Origin of the sequence: Desulfallas sp. Bu1-1 (assembly GCF_015594625.1) — a bacterium.
Classification (GTDB): Bacteria; Bacillota; Desulfotomaculia; order Desulfotomaculales; family Desulfallaceae; genus JADNRQ01.
In genome coordinates this window covers 152,295-168,215 of sequence record NZ_JADNRQ010000006.1, presented here as the reverse complement: position 1 = coordinate 168,215, position 15,921 = coordinate 152,295, and the positions used below count along the sequence as shown (strand labels likewise).

General features: G+C 49.7%; 11 protein-coding genes and 1 pseudogene. 5 read left to right on the top strand and 7 right to left on the bottom strand.

Annotation, left to right across the window (positions count from 1 at the left end; genetic code table 11):
* Positions 1 to 69: 69 nt before the first annotated feature.
* Positions 70 to 840 carry a DUF1670 domain-containing protein gene (locus IT084_RS08405; protein WP_195712408.1) on the top strand — a complete coding sequence of 257 codons (771 nt, stop codon included), beginning with the start codon at positions 70 to 72 and terminating at the stop codon, positions 838 to 840.
* Positions 837 to 1,501 (top strand): annotated as a pseudogene (locus IT084_RS19000) (DUF1670 domain-containing protein). Before IT084_RS08405 ends, IT084_RS19000 begins: the two are co-directional and overlap by 4 nt.
* Positions 1,502 to 1,742: 241 nt before the next feature.
* Here the strand turns inward: IT084_RS19000 and IT084_RS08390 are convergent.
* From IT084_RS08390 to IT084_RS18165, 5 genes are all read right to left on the bottom strand, one after another.
* Positions 1,743 to 4,313 carry a DEAD/DEAH box helicase gene (locus tag IT084_RS08390; RefSeq protein ID WP_195712405.1) on the bottom strand — a complete coding sequence of 857 codons (2,571 nt, stop codon included), beginning with the start codon at positions 4,311 to 4,313 and terminating at the stop codon, positions 1,743 to 1,745.
* Positions 4,297 to 6,267 carry a site-specific DNA-methyltransferase gene (locus tag IT084_RS08385; RefSeq protein ID WP_207744485.1) on the bottom strand — a complete coding sequence of 657 codons (1,971 nt, stop codon included), beginning with the start codon at positions 6,265 to 6,267 and terminating at the stop codon, positions 4,297 to 4,299. Before IT084_RS08385 ends, IT084_RS08390 begins: the two co-directional genes overlap by 17 nt.
* Before the next feature lie 5 nt (positions 6,268 to 6,272).
* Complete coding sequence (radC, locus tag IT084_RS08380; protein ID WP_195712402.1) at positions 6,273 to 7,037, bottom strand: DNA repair protein RadC; 765 nt, start codon at positions 7,035 to 7,037, stop codon at positions 6,273 to 6,275.
* A 926-nt stretch (positions 7,038 to 7,963) separates the two neighbouring features.
* Positions 7,964 to 8,422 carry a sigma factor-like helix-turn-helix DNA-binding protein gene (locus IT084_RS08375; protein ID WP_195712401.1) on the bottom strand — a complete coding sequence of 153 codons (459 nt, stop codon included), beginning with the start codon at positions 8,420 to 8,422 and terminating at the stop codon, positions 7,964 to 7,966.
* Between the two features lie 633 nt (positions 8,423 to 9,055).
* Positions 9,056 to 9,229 (bottom strand): hypothetical protein, encoded by a 174-nt coding sequence (locus IT084_RS18165; RefSeq protein ID WP_243276844.1) that lies wholly within the window; start codon positions 9,227 to 9,229, stop codon positions 9,056 to 9,058.
* Positions 9,230 to 9,881: 652 nt separating this feature from the next.
* Here IT084_RS18165 and bioF point away from each other — a divergent pair.
* The 3 genes from bioF (at position 9,882) to bioA (ending at position 13,337) form a co-directional block, all read left to right on the top strand.
* Positions 9,882 to 11,048 carry an 8-amino-7-oxononanoate synthase gene (gene bioF, locus IT084_RS08365; RefSeq protein ID WP_195712398.1) on the top strand — a complete coding sequence of 389 codons (1,167 nt, stop codon included), beginning with the start codon at positions 9,882 to 9,884 and terminating at the stop codon, positions 11,046 to 11,048.
* A gap of 105 nt (positions 11,049 to 11,153) precedes the next feature.
* Positions 11,154 to 11,912: a dethiobiotin synthase gene (gene bioD / locus IT084_RS08360; RefSeq protein WP_195712397.1), complete on the top strand. Its 759-nt coding sequence runs from the start codon at positions 11,154 to 11,156 to the stop codon at positions 11,910 to 11,912.
* A gap of 30 nt (positions 11,913 to 11,942) precedes the next feature.
* A complete protein-coding gene (gene bioA, locus IT084_RS08355) occupies positions 11,943 to 13,337 on the top strand; it encodes an adenosylmethionine--8-amino-7-oxononanoate transaminase (RefSeq protein WP_195712396.1) in 1,395 nt (464 codons plus the stop codon).
* Here the strand turns inward: bioA and IT084_RS08350 are convergent.
* Both IT084_RS08350 and nrfD read right to left on the bottom strand, forming a co-directional pair.
* Complete coding sequence (locus IT084_RS08350) at positions 13,334 to 14,269, bottom strand: selenium metabolism-associated LysR family transcriptional regulator (protein WP_195712395.1); 936 nt, start codon at positions 14,267 to 14,269, stop codon at positions 13,334 to 13,336. The genes bioA and IT084_RS08350 overlap by 4 nt on opposite strands.
* A gap of 431 nt (positions 14,270 to 14,700) precedes the next feature.
* On the bottom strand, positions 14,701 to 15,873 hold the full coding sequence (gene nrfD / locus IT084_RS08345; protein ID WP_195712394.1) for an NrfD/PsrC family molybdoenzyme membrane anchor subunit: 1,173 nt from the start codon (positions 15,871 to 15,873) through the stop codon (positions 14,701 to 14,703).
* Between the last annotated feature and the right edge of the window lie 48 nt (positions 15,874 to 15,921).

Genomic DNA, 15,921 nt, shown 5'->3' with positions numbered 1-15,921 from the left:
CCTAGCAAAAACCCGCCCATTTTCACTTCGTAGGTCCTGAGAACATACGATTGTAAATGAGACAGCCAGTTGTTTGAAATATTTGTTAATCATTTCGAGTTTTCTCCCAAGACAGCCGAAGCTGCCATCAATACAGTCAAAGAGATCTACGAACTGCACCGCTATGACCCCGACCGGATGTGTGAAACCGGCCGGGTAATCCGGCAGGTTGTTTCCATAAAAGCAAAGCACGGGCCCCGGCTGCGTGAACTGCCCAAAGTAACCGTAAAGCTAACCGTTGACGCCGGCGCCGAAGATCAGGAAGTCTTTCGTAAGCATGGTGCCCCCGGCCTGCGCGAAGTGCAGATCTGCCGGATGACGGAAGAAGCCCTTGAGCAGGGCGGCGTACTCACACAAGAAGACATTGCCGACATACTCCAGGTGGATGTCCGGACCGTCAGGCGCACCATCAGGCAGCTGCAAGAACGCGGCATTCGAGTGCAGACCCGCGGTCTTTATCACGACATAGGCCCGAGCATATCCCACAAAGCGTGGATTGTCAGCCTCTATCTCGAATACAAGACCTATTCCGAGATCGCCCGGACAACCCGGCACGGGGCGACCTCCATTAAACGGTATATTATGGACTTTGCCCGAGTAGTCCTGTGCATCCAAAAAGGTTTGAGCTTGACAGAAACAGCCCATATCGCCGGTATATCAGTGCGCCTGGTCAGGGAATACGCAGGACTTTACCTGCGCTACAATACCCCGGAACATGCCGAAAGATTACAAGACCTGATCACCAAAGCAAGCCGTGACGTAGCAGGTCAAGAACAAAAAGGGGGCCTGGCGGTTTCATGAAAATTGCTGCTAATAAAGAATATGCCATAAGAAAGCGCACATTTCGAAGCGCCCTCATTGAAATGCTCGAACGGAAATACAAGCTTATCGGCAGCCACAAAGTCATTGAGCTCATTGCCGACGATATCTGCCAGTTAAGAGACGAATTCTACCCGCGAGCCAGTGAAGAAGCCTATGGTAGCCTTACCTGGGTCACCACCTCCAGTGACAACAAGAAGCCAAAATTGGGCCAGCGAGTCGAAGACTACAAAAACACCCGCATTTCGCTCCCGCTTATAGATGAAGAAGACCTCCGGATGATGGAGAACCTGCCGTCCACAGAGCGGGACAAAGCAAAGATCGTCCGGCTGATCAACTCCGCCTACGAGCAGGGGGCCTTCTAACCATTGAAGAACTGGCCCTGATGGTAAACAGGACACCCACATCCGTGTCCAAGCGGATTAAAGAATACCAGGAAGAGCACCAAGTGGTGCTGCCAATCAAAGGGAACAAGCTGGACATAGGACCCGGAATTACCCACAAACGGATTATCCTTGAGCTGTACGAAAAGAAAGTCGCCCCGCCGGATATTGCAAGGCAGATCAACCACAGCCAGGAGGCCGTAGACCGGTACATCAAAGATTACGAGCGCATCAAGTTCCTCGTACGCCAGCACAATTAAAAACTCGGTGCTACCGCCCGAGCCACCTGAACCTTTTCGGCTGACCCTGAGCGTCAAGTTCGACCTATACGGGCAAACGATAAAGCATAGTCATAGTCTTTTACCACCCGGATAACCCACTTCCGGGGCTGCTTAACCTTAAGGTACTGTTATTGTTGGGCTTGGCATCGTCGCCGGTTTGGCTCTTACAGGTTTGGCATGGCCACTTATTAAGATGCCCCAGGGCAGTTCTCGCCAGACGTCAGCCCACGTCTTTTGCAAATTTCGTTAGCGCAACGTCTAATTCCGACCGGAATCCAACGAGTTCACGGTTCCTCAACTTGGTAAAGAATTTCCCGTAATCCTTTGGCGTCAGCATATTGAACTGATAGCGAGCAGGGATTTTCTCATTTTCCAGCCATGAATTCAATCGCTCGAAATGTACAAGTGCATACTCGTGCTTTTTCACATTCTCCGGCGACGGGTCTTTAATCTCCTCGTCATCCTTGATTTCAACCACGAAGATATAGTCATTTTGCTTTATAAAGAAATCGGGGCTGAACTCCCCACGCTTCGGGTGCTCCCCTTTCTTCCAGGCGTATTCAATCGAGTAGAACCCGACCGGTGTGTTCTTAAGCCACGCATCAAGCTCCTTTGCGTTGTCCCGATTGCACAGTTCCCGGATGAACCTTCGCTCAGGCCCACCATCAGCAATAGCCAAAGAAACCGGTGTCCTAAAATCGCTGGAATTACTAATGGGAATTCGGGCTCCCGCGAATTCCCCATCCGGGTCCTCCACTTCCCTGAAGAACTCCTTCTGCTCGTCCTGCAGAGTGGCTTCACATCCGGGACCGTAGAATACCGTCTTTGCCCCACGCCGCAGTTCCGCCGCACTACAGCTCTCCGCCTGCCGCTGGATTGTGTTCAATGTAACCAGCGCCATGGCGGACAGCTTGTAAATCACCCTTTTAGCCGCCTTACGCCGCAGCGTGCCCAGCGCCTGCAGGAGCTTCTGCCGATTATCGTCCGTGACGCGCCCGCTCGTGATCTTCGCTCGCTTAAGTGACTCGAGGACGATCTGTTCGCATTTCTCAAGCGGGAACCTCTTTGCGTAATTCGTGCGCTCCTCAGGATCCTCTGCCTCTTTTGATTCCTCGTCGATTGATTTCAGCCGGTTGAACATCTGCTCTGCGACTTCTTCCACACTCCATGTCTTGTGCAGAATCTGTGTCTTAAACTTCGTGTGTTCACCCGTGACGGCTCGTTCAAACTCCACCGTCACATCCTCCGCCTCAACCTGTGTCGGCAAGTCTACGTAACCCTGCTCCAGAAGACGATACTCGCCCTTTTTCGCGTACTCGCTCGTATCTTCCACCCGATCGTAATTGAGGTTGTATAGCTCAAAGTTATATGGCGACGCAGGATTGACAGTCGAGGTAAGCCGCCGCTCGATTTCCAAAATCTCGCTCACCAAGTGCTTGATCCGGGCTGACCAAGCGTCGTGATTAAACACCGTCACCACTGGGTCTTCCCCCTGCCAACCGTCGGGCCGCCGCAGGCCGCGGCCGAGCACCTGTGCGATGAGCAACTTGCTGTTAAACGCCCGTTCCTCATGCGGAACGATTTGAAACACATTCTTAACGTCCCAGCCTTCACTGAGCATTGACACCGATACGATCCACTCGACCTTGCTGGCCGGGCTGTCCACGGTCCTTAATTTCGCCAAATTAGGCTGATGTTCCTTTGCGGATGTGACCGCCAGCACCTTGTCCCGCGCCTGTTCTACAGTAAGCTTCTCCCACTCAACAAGGAAGTCCTGTAGTTCCTCCGCGACTCGCTTGCAGTCTGCGATACCCTTGGTGACGACGATGGTCAAAGGCCTGATGCCTCGCTTCTTGAGCTTTTTCTTGAAATCCTGGTGGCGGTTGTAGATGAGCTGCCACTTCTCCTCCGGGTTGCTCGTCTCAGGCATCTCCGCAACGTACTCCACCTTCTTAACAAACCGCTGTTCGATGGCTTGGCGGAGTGAGTAGCGGCTTATCACATCAGAGAAATACTCATCGCCGACATAACACGTGCCTGATACGCCGACGATGATCCGGAAGCCATACTCTGGGTCTAGCAAAAACTCTTTCCACTTCTTAGTCGCAGAGCTGGACTCATTAGCAATGTGGTGCGCTTCGTCGTTCAGAACGGCCACTCGTGCGCCTTTGCCCTTAAGGCTGTCCCGAATTGACGACTTCACGTTCTTTAAAATAGCGTGGTAGTTCTCTACGCAGATGGAACCCTTGACGATCGTCTCCGATGCGGTTATGATTCTCGGTGTGTTTACCATCGCATTGGGCGGTAGCGCATCCCGGAGATTGCTGTCTGCCGCCAATTCTCGAAACTTGGCTAGAAGCCCCGCTTCAATCGTGTTCGACGGGCAAAGCACAAGAACGCGGTCCACAGCGCCCTCTGCCAACAGAATCGCCGCCAGGCCATAAAGCACATAGCTCTTGCCTGTACCAGTAGCCTGGTCAATTGAGCATGAAAGCTGGTCGGGCAATTGTAGATGCCTCTCCATCCCGGCCCACGAGCCGTATCGTTCCTTCAGTTCCGGATTCGCTTTAAAGTTTTCTTTTGCCAACTCCCGAAGGTTGGCATACTTGCGCCCCAAGAGGTAACGCAGTGTTATGCGGATTGCGTCCTTCTGGTATTCCCGTATTCCGCAAAGCTCGTCAAGAAACGGCTCGTACTTGGATTCGTCCCAAACCGTAGGATCAATATCCGTCGTGACCTTGAGCACCAGGTCTTCGTTGCGGAATCTACGCCGGTCACCTTTTGCACCCATATCCAGTTACCTCGCCTTCGTTTCCCAGCGGCGCCTGGGGCCTATCCCCGCCAGATCCTGCGCCCTTTCTGAACCGTTCGCTTGGGATCACCTCGCGGGCTTCGTTGCCGTATATGTCGATGAATACGGCCATCACCTGTTTGCCGAGCGGCTCCAGGGGGAACCGAACCTCCCAACCCGCTTTCTCTATAGCATCGGCGAAGAAGACCACATCCAGGTCGAACACCTCGTCGTCGTAATCGTAGTCCAACATTACCATGGAAAGCGTCTCGAGATTGCCTTTCTTCCGTAACGGTTCTCGCACTGCAGCCTCACTCTTGAAGATCTTGATGCGGATGAAGGCCTCCTCTAACGCCCCCCCTTTCCGCTTGCCCACGCCGCACTCGTATTCAAGCTCCGGCCGGCGGATGAAATCGAAGCCCACAGCCTCCACCGTGTCGTTTACCGCCATCTCGTCGGATGGTTGCTTGAGCGCGGTAAACTCGCGCTGGTGCAGTTCGTGGATGATTGAATAAGGGATGCGGAGTGCGTAATAACGAACGCCTTCGATGTCGATGTAGTCCTGTTGGAAATCAAAAGTCAGCGCGGGCGCGATGATATACAGACGGCTACCCACGCGTGAGCCAAGCGCCTCGTGCAGGCTCTGGATCGTCTCCTCGTCAATCCGCACGCCAGGCTGCTTCTGGTGGTTGAACACAAGCACGCTGGCACCCTTGAGATAACCGTCTAATTGGATTCCGCCGATCTTGTGCGGCTCATCGCGGCACTGGAATAGTTGCAGGGCGAAGAATCGCCACGACTCCCATGGCAGATCCCGCAGCTTAGAAAAATCATAGAGACCAGCGTTATAAAGCGTGAATGGCTTGGGCTTGAGCAACGGACCTTTATTGCCGATCTCCTTCCGTAAATTGAGCATCCGTTTTTGAATCGTGTAGATAGCGAGCTTGCCGCAATCGATGCCAATCCAGCGACGGCCAAGTTTCTCTGCCACGGCGCAGGTGGTACCGGAACCGACAAAGGCGTCTAAAACCAGATCTCCAGAATTAGAAAGAGCAGAGAGGACTCGTTGGAGAAGGGCTTCCGGCTTTTGCGTTGGGTAACCGGTCCTTTCCGGAGATGTAGCACCCATGAACGGAATATCCCATACATCGTCAACCTTTTCATCATTATATTCGTCATAAATTAGGTTACCATCTTCGTCACGGACGTTAACAATACGCTTAAGTTCCTTATCCCACCGCTTGCGCTTAAGATATTTCGGAGTATCCAGGGGTGTGATCTGCGGATTATACACATAATCGGCTGAAGCGGATTTTGTATACCAGAGAAGACGCTCGCTATTATTAGCAAAACCACGCATACCACGCATCTGGTATTTCCTGTAATACCAGATTATCTCTACCTTGAAGTTTTGCTCGCCAAAAACCTCATCCATGAGCACCTTGATGTAATGACTTTTGCGAGTATCCAGATGTATAACGATACTACCATTATCAGCGAGTAGTTTTTCGAGTAGCACCAATCTGCGACGCAAAAATTCAAGGAAGTTGGCACCAGCAATCTTATCTTGATATGCTTTCTGATGCTGGTTACCTTGAAATTCTTGCTTCGTCGCAAATGGTGGGTCGATATAAACCAGTCGAACACCGGGCGTGCCGTCTGCATTACAGAGATGACCTGCTTTTTTCATCTCCAACAGGCTTTTCATCACCTGAAGGTTGTCGCCGAAGATGAGCATGTTGTGCCAGTCTTCGCCGTTCTTGCCGAATGTACGCACCGGCTGCAGCGGAACGGCCAGCGTGTCCGCCAAGATATCTTCCTCGCGCTCCTTGCCGTGATACACGAGTTCATACTCGCGCTTTTCCGGCGGGAAAAGAATACGCGCCCATTCCGGCGAGAGATCCTCGCCTTGCTCCAGCAGACGAATTAGCTCCCTTCGTTGATCCTCAGTCATATCATTCACTCCCGGGTCAATTTCCGTGACTGATTTGTTTGCCCCGGAGCCAGGCATTCCAGCTCCAGTTCGTCGAGCAACCCGCTATCCGCAAAGCTGTAAGTTGCTTCTTCACCCACGATCACGTGGTCCAACACCTTCAACCCTAATGGACGCGCCGCGGCGATTAGGTCGAGCGTCAACAGCCGGTCGGACTCACTCGGCTCCGCTGCGCCAGAAGGATGATTGTGTGCTGCAATGAGCGCGCAGGCATTAACTTGTAGCGCACGGGCAACAATGGTCCGGAGCGGCGGGCGCACCGATTCCACAGTACCCTGGGCAATCAACGCATCATCCAGCAACTTGTTCCGCCGATTCAGGTAAAGAACACGGAAGTGTTCCTCGGATAAGCCCCGCAACCGGATCCGGAGATACTCAGCCGCAGCACGAGTACTTTTGATTTGAAGCTGGCTCTGCCTTCTGGACGCCGACACACGCCGGGCAATCTCCATTGCCGCTACAAGCTGTGCGGCCTTTGCACCTTTTAGTCCTTTCACTTCCAGTAGAGCCAGCACTGGCGCTTCAACCATTGCCCGCAACGAACCAAACTGCTGTAGCAATTGCCGCCCTAGTTCAACGGCACTCGTGCCCTTAAACCCAATTCGGATAAGGATGGCAATTAGCTCTGCATCCGTCAAGGCTTGGGGGCCTAAGCGCAAAAGACGTTCACGTGGCCGCTCTTCTTCCGGCCACGAAGCAATACCTTTTGTTTCCGTTCGGATTGACCTCATTTCTGTAGTTCTCCACCATAAAGCAGAATTGAGTATTTAATAAATTGAAAGCTTGCTTTTAGCCTCAGGAGAAGAGTTGTCCAAGTTATCGACTACGTTCAACAAGATGGCATAAAATACGGGCGCGAATCCTTGTCAGGAGAGATCCGAACCGGCAGGGCGACCATGCAGTCCACCAGGTCAGCTTAGATGATGTTTTTATTTCCCCTCGCAGGACTGACTGGAGGACATAGTACCGTTGGCAGCCTCTCCATTGGTACAGACATCAGGGACACAAGGCGAAACATCGATTGACAATCCAGTTGAGACACCGTTAGTCACGCTATTCCCTTCACTAAGCAAAGAATTCGCAAGTGCAAGGTGGGGTGGCCCACCAGGAAGATATTTCATACGTTTCCCCTATTCGACACTGTTCTACCCGATTCCTGCACACCAAGGAAAAGCAAAAATAAGGCTACATGCTGACCTGAACTCCATTCTTCTAACTTTTAAGCCCCATATCAATTTTGATATAATTTATTGAGGTGGAAACAGTGGACAGGATTACCAAAGAGTAGTTGTTACTAATTTATCCAAATGTTCCAGAATCATCATGACCGAAAAGGTAGCTCTTTATATTTCGAACCATCCTCAACCTACCATTCACGATTATTCAATACAACCCACTTTTGGGTCTTTATTGAGGTTTAGCATGTTTTCTTCCAGTTGGGCTTCAAATTGCTCTAGCTAGAAAAATAACGGATGTGATCGTAGGATCACATCCACCTAAAATTTAAATTTTCCGCACAGGAAGTCCCTGTCCGTGAGGGCGGGGATGAAAGATGGCTAGGGCGGGGACCGCCCGAATTTACGCCTGTCAGAGAGATCTACTCAATGAAGCAGGAAGCCTCTTCCTGAGCGAAGCGAAGGGAGGGGTAGTTCACTTCTTAACTTTGATGTCTGTAGTCTAAGGGTATTTTATATCCCTTGCGTAAGGCACTGTCACGTCTTTGGACAACATTAGGAACAGAAATGCCAAGATGTTGGGCTGTTTTAACCAATGACATGCCTTTCTCGAAAAGACATTTCACAACCTCTTGTTCTCTTTCGGAAAGTGGCTCCTCAGGTGCATTCAAATAACCATGATTAACAAGCCAGTTATAATACCTCTTTACATTATTCATGGATGTTCCCAGCTCTCGACTTACTTGGGAGTGCGATGCACCTTCCAAATATAAATCTAAAGCTTTTTGGTATTTAGGGTTATTTGGTAGTGGGGGCAAGTCTTCGGGTAATCCAGGGCAACTATTATCGTCAGGTCCACTATCTTCTAATCTCTCAATAATCCTTGAATACGCAGCTTCAAGTTCTTCATGGACAATTTTTTGAATCAAGGGAAAATCCATTATTAAAAAACCTCCTTAATTAATTAAGATAACCTTAATTTGTATTATACTCATATACCTAAAAAATGCAATATATATTTATTGAAGGAAGTTATGATTTTTTGACCTTCAATTATAACCCAAGTTTGGCGACAATTTTTTACAGTCAAAGTATATTAAGACATTTAGGCCTGTGGATAACTTTTGTAGTCCCGAACTATATTTGATGCGGTATTAATTCAATTATCACGCGGCTTTTAGGGGCTGATTATTTGTATTCGGGACTACAATTTTACGAATTGAGCCTCAGGATCCTTGATACAGCTGCGGTTGGTAAATTATGTCGCCAAACTCGGGTTATAACACAAATTTAATTGAGTAACATTCGTTAAAAAGCCGCTAACCTAACAGCGACAAGGGATAGCGGCTTTTTTATGCACATGGATATGTGTTTATTGCTTTGATGTGTTCGACAGCAACTGGATAAATAAAAGTCGCAACAAGGCTTCCCGCAAGGGCTGGCGGCTAGGTAAAAATGGTACGTGTAACTAGGCCCTATTACTGCTTTTTATGGCTAATCTCCAGTATTTTCGGGGGCTGCGGGATTTTTAAGGCTCCAAACAATTGCTTTAAAAATGGTGTTGATTCAGTTCTTTACAGAAACTTTCCTTCGCTGGTGTGAAACTCGCCCAAGTGCATTCTCTGCAAGTGCTCCCGCATCTGGCGCCAGGTATAGCCGGTCTTGTTCTCGGCACAACGGATTAGTAAAAGCGCCAACCAGCATAGCAGCACATGGGACCGGATCCGGTCCTCCAGCCGGTGGTACACCGGCCTGAGTTCTCCTGAGTTCTAAAGTGGTCTTTAAGGTACAAAAGGCGTCTTCCACTTCCAAGAGCTGCTTGTAACCCAAAGCCACGTCTTCAGGGGATATGGTGTCGTCAGAAGTGCGCAGCAGGTACTTGCCGTCCAGTTTTTTTTGGCTTTAATCTTGGCCTGATCCAGTTTGGGCTGGCCTTTTTTGTCGGTTTTCAGGTATCTTCCGTAGGTGGGATGAGCTATCAGGTTGTATACCGCCTTGGTATGAGGAGCGCCGTTCAGTTCACCGATTGCAGCCAGTTCTTGTTTGATTTTTTTAATTACAATGCAATATTTCTCCCACGTTCTACAGCAACTTATTTAAGCAAGAAAAAGAGAGATAGATCTCTTCGTAGAATACTACAAAGTCTATCCCTTTTCTTGGTACATATAACTTACGGGTGGGACTTCCCGGCGGGCAAGTTAAATTTACGGGAGACTATTATTAAGAACGTGCCAGTCCAAAATTGTTAACCATAATTAGAAAAATGGTTTACAATTATTCTGTCACCTGGTAAAATTTTATACGTTGGGATTTATTATGCGCCAAATGTTAACCTGTCGATTGTGGTTAGTTAACGATTTAATGCAGGTTAAATAAATCATTAAGGGGTAACGAAATCAAATGAATTTCTTATTAGATGAATTGGCAACGCTAAAAAGCGGTAATCTTTACCGAACACTTAAACAGATAGACGGCTCACAAGCCGCCCGGACAATAGTTGATGGAAGAGACTGTATTTTACTTTCTTCCAATAATTATTTAGGTTTGACGGAACATCCCGAAATTAAGGCGGCCATGAAAGAAGCTATTGAACGCTGGGGTGCAGGTTCCGGAGGGTCGCGCCTCATTAACGGCAATTTGGGACCGCACGTGGAACTTGAAAGAGAAATTGCTCGATTTAAAGGAACGGAAGCAGCAATTGTGTTTAATACCGGCTATATGGCCAATGTTGGAGTAATCACTGCGCTAACGGGGAAAGAGGATGTAATTATTAGTGATGAGCTCAACCATGCCAGTATAATTGACGGGTGCCGGCTTAGCCGGGCGGAAGTTAAAATTTACCGGCACAAGGATATGAATCACCTGCAAGAAATATTGCAACAAACCAGGAAATACCGCCGGCGCCTAATTATAACGGATGGCGTTTTCAGTATGGACGGCGACATTGCCCCGCTACCGGAAATTTCGGCCCTGGCAGATAAGTATGAGGCCATAGTTATGGTTGATGATGCGCATGCTACCGGTGTTTTGGGCAACCGGGGTACGGGTACGGCGGAATATTTCGGGTTGGAAGGGAAAATTCCCATTCAGATGGGTACATTAAGCAAGGCGTTGGGAAGTTGCGGGGCATATGTGGCTGGACAATTTGAACTGATTGATTTTTTAAGGAATAAAGCCAGAAGTTTTATTTTTTCAACCGCCTTGCCTCCGGCGGTGATTGCCGCATCCATTGCAGCCATAAAGGTAGTACGGAATCACCCGGAAATCCGGAAAAAGTTATGGGAAAATGCTTGCTATCTAAGGGCGGGGCTGGAGAAGCAAGGTTATCGTATTTTAGCTGGTGAGTCTCCCATCATACCTGTGTTTATTGGTGATGAAACAAAAACCATGCAGTTAACCAATTGTATATTGGAAAAAGGCGTTTATGTCTCCGGTATCCGCCCGCCAACGGTGCCGCCGGGCACCAGCAGAATCAGAGTTACGGTAATGGCTATCCATTCCCGTGAAGATTTGGACGAAGCATTGGATGCTTTTAAACAAGCGGGCAAAGAAACAGGAGTAATTTAAAAAACAACACTCGTTGGAGTCTTGGGCTGCTTATGTGACACATTGGATCGAGACTGGAACCGGGACTAACGGCTTCAGGCGACTATTACAAGGTAGGTGAAGAAAATGACCGGCAATGGTAATTTATCCGGGGGTTTTTTTATTACCGGAACTGATACTGGTGTGGGAAAAACCGTAATTACAGCAGGATTGGCCGGGTGTTTGAAACGCAAGGGGATAAACGTGGGGGTAATGAAGCCCATTGTAAGCGGAGTCAACAGTAAGAATTTACGGGGACCGGTTCCGGAAGATGCTGTTTTTGCCATGAAAGCGGCAGGTGTTACCGATGAGCTTGAGCTGGTAAGTCCCTGCTGTTTGGAACTACCCCTGGCTCCTCGAGTGGCAGCCGAAATTCAAGGTGTTACAATCAACCTTTCCAAAGTAATGGAGGCCTACCGGGAGCTCCGGCAGCGGCACGAAGTAATGCTGGTTGAAGGGGCGGGAGGCATTATGGTGCCTGTATTCGACCGGTTTTTAATGGCTGATTTAATTAAAATGATGAAGCTACCGGTCATTATTGTATCCAGGCCTAATTTGGGTACGGTCAACCATACCCTTTTAACGGTGGAATATGCCAGGGCTCGGGGAATTCCAATTGCCGGTATTATTATCAACGGTCTGAAAGAAGACGAGGCGGGTTTGGCTGAGCGAACCAATCCCGGGTTAATTGCCGAACTTTCCGGCGTACCTGTACTGGGAATAATTCCTTATGTTGATAGCGTTAATGTGGATACATGTACTACCGGGCAAATTGTTGAAAAAGTGGAAACAAATATTGATCTTAAAAAGATATTAAACTTTATTATGCCTCATAAAAATGTTTGATCCAATAGTAATAAAGGAGGAATTGTATCCATGGAAAACATTACTCCGGAACAACTTGAGTTGTGGGACAAACAATACATATGGCACCCCTTTACCCAAATGCGCCAATATTGCCGTGAAAAGCCCTTAATAATAGAACGGGGCGAAGGGAGTTATCTCTTTGATATTGAAGGAAACAGGTACCTGGATGGCATATCCTCTTTATGGGTTACCGTGCATGGGCACGGAAAGGAACAGATTAACAGGGCCATCAGAGAACAGTTGAATAAAGTGGCCCATAGTACATTGCTGGGCCAGGCCAATATTCCTTCCATACTATTGGCCAAAAAACTGGTGGAAATCACTCCGGCGGGATTAAATAAAGTCTTTTACTCCGATAGCGGGTCCACTTCGGTGGAAGTTGCACTTAAGATCGCTTATCAGTACTGGCAGCAGAAGGGCGATGAAATATACAAATCAAAGCGTAAATTTGTTTCACTGGTTAATGCTTACCATGGTGATACCATCGGATCGGTGAGCGTGGGTGGAATGGACCTCTTCCACAGTATTTTCAAGTCATTGCTTTTTGACGCCATACACGCTCCCGCTCCTTATTGTTACCGCTGCACATTTGGCTTGAATAAAGAAAATTGCGGTATGCGTTGTCTGGAGGAAATGGAAGCAATACTGGCCGACAGGCACCATGAAATAGCCGGGTTAATAATTGAACCACTGGTCCAGGGCGCCGCCGGTATGATTACCGCGCCCGAGGGCTACCTTGCGCGGGTACGGGAATTGTGTACCCGGTACAATGTATTATTAATCGCTGACGAGGTTGCCGTAGGATTTGGGCGGACAGGCAAAATGTTTGCCTGCGAACATGAAGGTGTTACGCCGGATTTGATGTGCATAGCCAAAGGTATCACCGGTGGGTATCTACCGCTGGCGGCCACTTTGGTTACAGATGAAGTTTATAGTGCTTTCCTGGGAGAACTTGAGGAATGCCGCACTTTTTACCACGGACATACTTATACCGGAAATCAATTAGCCTGTGCAGCCGCCCTGGCAAACCTGGAACTTTTTGAACGCGAAAATCTAATAGAGAGCCTGCAGGAAAAGATTGCTTATTTAACTGCCGGGCTGGAAAAGTTCAAAGATCTTGAACATGTGGGAGACGTTCGCCAGCGGGGCATGATGGTTGGAATTGAACTGGTGGAAGACAGGGAAAGCAAAAAGCCCTTTCCCATGGAAAAAAATACCGGCCACCAAGTAATCCTGGAGGCCAGGAAAAATGGTTTGATCATTCGGCCTCTGGGTGATGTTATAGTTTTGATGCCCATCTTATCAATGAGTTTGGCTGAATTGGGAACGGTCCTGGATATAACCTACGCAGCCATAAAATGTGTAACGTCCAATATCCCCATGGCACAATTCCCGGGGATTTAAGGCGCATTGCGGTAAAAAAGGATGTTGCTGAAAAATCTCCGGGTAATTTCCTCGTCGGAGATAAAAGAGCGGAAGGCCCTGGACGCAAGGCTCTCTTTATCCGGCCGGTTCCAGGCCAGGTAGAGGTCGTAACTCAGGTTCACGCCGGGCACCCTGACTTCGCCCAGGCAGCCTTTTTCCAACAGCTCGCCCGCCGCCCAGCGGGAGACGGCGCCTATGCCCAACCCCAGGCGCACGGCATTGATCACCGCCTGGGTGCTGCCCAGTTCCAGGACGCTGGAAAACTGGTCCAGCGTAATGTTGTGCTTCAACAGTTGCTGTTCCAGAGCCTGCCTGCTGCCGGATCCCACTTCCCGCACAATGATGGATTCGTTGGTCAGGGCCGCCAGGGGGACCTCCTCCCCGCTCAACGGGTGCCACGGTGGTGTTACCACCACCATGTGATCGGTGACCCAGGGCTCACATTCAATTCCCTCGGCCTTTACCGGGCAGCCGGCGATGCCCATTTCCACATCCCGGTCTTTGAGCCACTGGGACACCCGGGCGCTCCCCCCTATTTGCAGGCTCACCGTCACCGCCGGGTATTGCTCCCGAAAGCCCCCGATAACCAGCGGCAGCAGGTACTCCCCCGCCACGGGGACGGCTCCCAGCATTAAGTGCCCGGCCTTAACCTCCCTTAGATCATCTATGCCGGCCTTGATTTTATTGTACTGGCGGACCATCTGCATGGCGATGGGGAACAATAGCCTGCCCGCTTCCGTCAATACCACCTTTTTGTCGTTGCGTTCAAAAAGGGTGATATTAAGCTCCTCCTCCAGTGATTTGATCTGAAAGCTAACCGCGGGTTGGCTCATGTCAAGTTGCGCCGCCGCTTTGGTGAAGTTTTTAAGTTGTGCTACAAGTAGAAAAGCTTCCAGTTGTTTAATGTTCAATTTCGATCCACCACTATCATTATTATTATGGATAAGCTTTTTCTTTATTAACCGGTAAAACTCCTTCTGCGGAACTTAGTTCGCAACAAACATCAACCCAATGTTTTCACAGCAAAAACACTTCCAAATCATTACTCTACACCAACATTATTTGCTTACGCAACCCCGTTTTTTGAGGCCTCCCCGGTTCAAAAAAAGAGGCGAATGGACATATATCTTCCATCCGCGGTCGAGAGGAGGATTTCCGCCGCCGGCGCATATCCCAAACCGGCGACGGAAAATGTTAGGGGGTTAAAGGCATGCCAAGGTAAACTTTTACCCAAAATTATCGATGATAAGGGCGCTTCCGTTGCCTTCGCTCACTCCAACTTCGCATCGGACAACTCTATGGCGAACGGAAGCACCTTATATGGTTTGTCACAGTCTCCCGGTCAAGCCGTATGCTTGACCGCCTTCTTTTCCCTGACCAGCGGCGCCGCACTGTAATGCTGTTGGGGCAAGATGTTGAAGTTTTCCACGATGAACAGGTAGACCAGAACACCGGTAGCCACCAGCCCGATGCTTACCCCCCACTCCAGCAGGGAGGGGAAATAAAAGCCGCCCATGGAACCGGCCATACCGGTAAATACCACATTCATCCGGTTGAGTACCACACCGGCGACAACCAGCACGCTGAAGGCCAGCAGCCCCCCCTTGCTGGTACGCAGTTTGGGAGTAAAACAGATAATCAACGGAATGATGACGCCGGCAACCATCTCCAGCAGGAACATGTTGCCTTCCAGGTTGCCGCGGAATACCAGCCCGGCGGCCCCGCGGTAGAACAGGTCGATCACTTTGAGCACCAGGTAAACCGCCATCAGGTAGCCCGAAATTTTAATCATGGATTGCAGCACGTCCAGGTCGGGTTTATGCCCGTGAGCCCTGGCCCCCAAAAAGGTTTCCACGGTAACCATGGCCGGCCCCACGAAGAAGGAAGACATGAGAAAGAATGCCGGGAGCAGCATGGACCACCACAGGGGATATAGCTTACCCACTTCAATTACATACAGCGAACCGAGCGAAGACTGGTGCAGCGTGGGCAATACAATCCCGATGATGAACAATACGGGCATGATCTTTTTAAACAGGCCGTGCCAGGATTTTTGCACCTTCTCCGTGGCAACCTCGCCGAACTCCAAAAGCTGAATCATGGTATAGAGCGACACGCACCAGAACACTTCAAACAATACGCTGTGGTAACCCCAGGACACGAACGGGCGCCAGAAATTAAACCAGCGGCCGATATCCATGAACAGCCCGGCCATCACCAGTAAATAGCCGATCAACGAAGTGAGCATGGCGCTTCTGGCGATGGAATTGAATTTCTTGATTCTTAACACGTGCACCAGCAGGCACGTACTGTACCCGCCACCGGCCAGGGCCACCCCGGTGAGCACGTCAAAACCGATCCACAATCCCCAGGGCCATTCGTCGTTGAGATTGGTGGCGGCGCCCAGCCCGAAAACAAGCCTGTAAGCCATCAGCATCAACGCCAACACGCTCAGGCCCGCCAAAAAATACCTGGTCGGGGTCATTCTAAAACTCCAGTTGCTTTTTACGGCCATCAACCGAACCTCCCCACTGAATATTCCAAATCAATCACAGGGCCAAAA

What these genes read in the sequence shown, in the direction of transcription:
- IT084_RS08390 (WP_195712405.1), bottom strand. Translation starts at nt 4,313, where the DNA reads ATGGGTGCAAAAGGTGACCGGCGTAGATTCCGCAACGAAGACCTGGTG.
- IT084_RS08385 (WP_207744485.1), bottom strand. Translation starts at nt 6,267, where the DNA reads ATGACTGAGGATCAACGAAGGGAGCTAATTCGTCTGCTGGAGCAAGGC.
- radC (WP_195712402.1), bottom strand. Translation starts at nt 7,037, where the DNA reads ATGAGGTCAATCCGAACGGAAACAAAAGGTATTGCTTCGTGGCCGGAA.
- IT084_RS08375 (WP_195712401.1), bottom strand. Translation starts at nt 8,422, where the DNA reads ATGGATTTTCCCTTGATTCAAAAAATTGTCCATGAAGAACTTGAAGCT.
- bioF (WP_195712398.1), top strand. Translation starts at nt 9,882, where the DNA reads ATGAATTTCTTATTAGATGAATTGGCAACGCTAAAAAGCGGTAATCTT.
- bioD (WP_195712397.1), top strand. Translation starts at nt 11,154, where the DNA reads ATGACCGGCAATGGTAATTTATCCGGGGGTTTTTTTATTACCGGAACT.
- bioA (WP_195712396.1), top strand. Translation starts at nt 11,943, where the DNA reads ATGGAAAACATTACTCCGGAACAACTTGAGTTGTGGGACAAACAATAC.
- nrfD (WP_195712394.1), bottom strand. Translation starts at nt 15,873, where the DNA reads ATGGCCGTAAAAAGCAACTGGAGTTTTAGAATGACCCCGACCAGGTAT.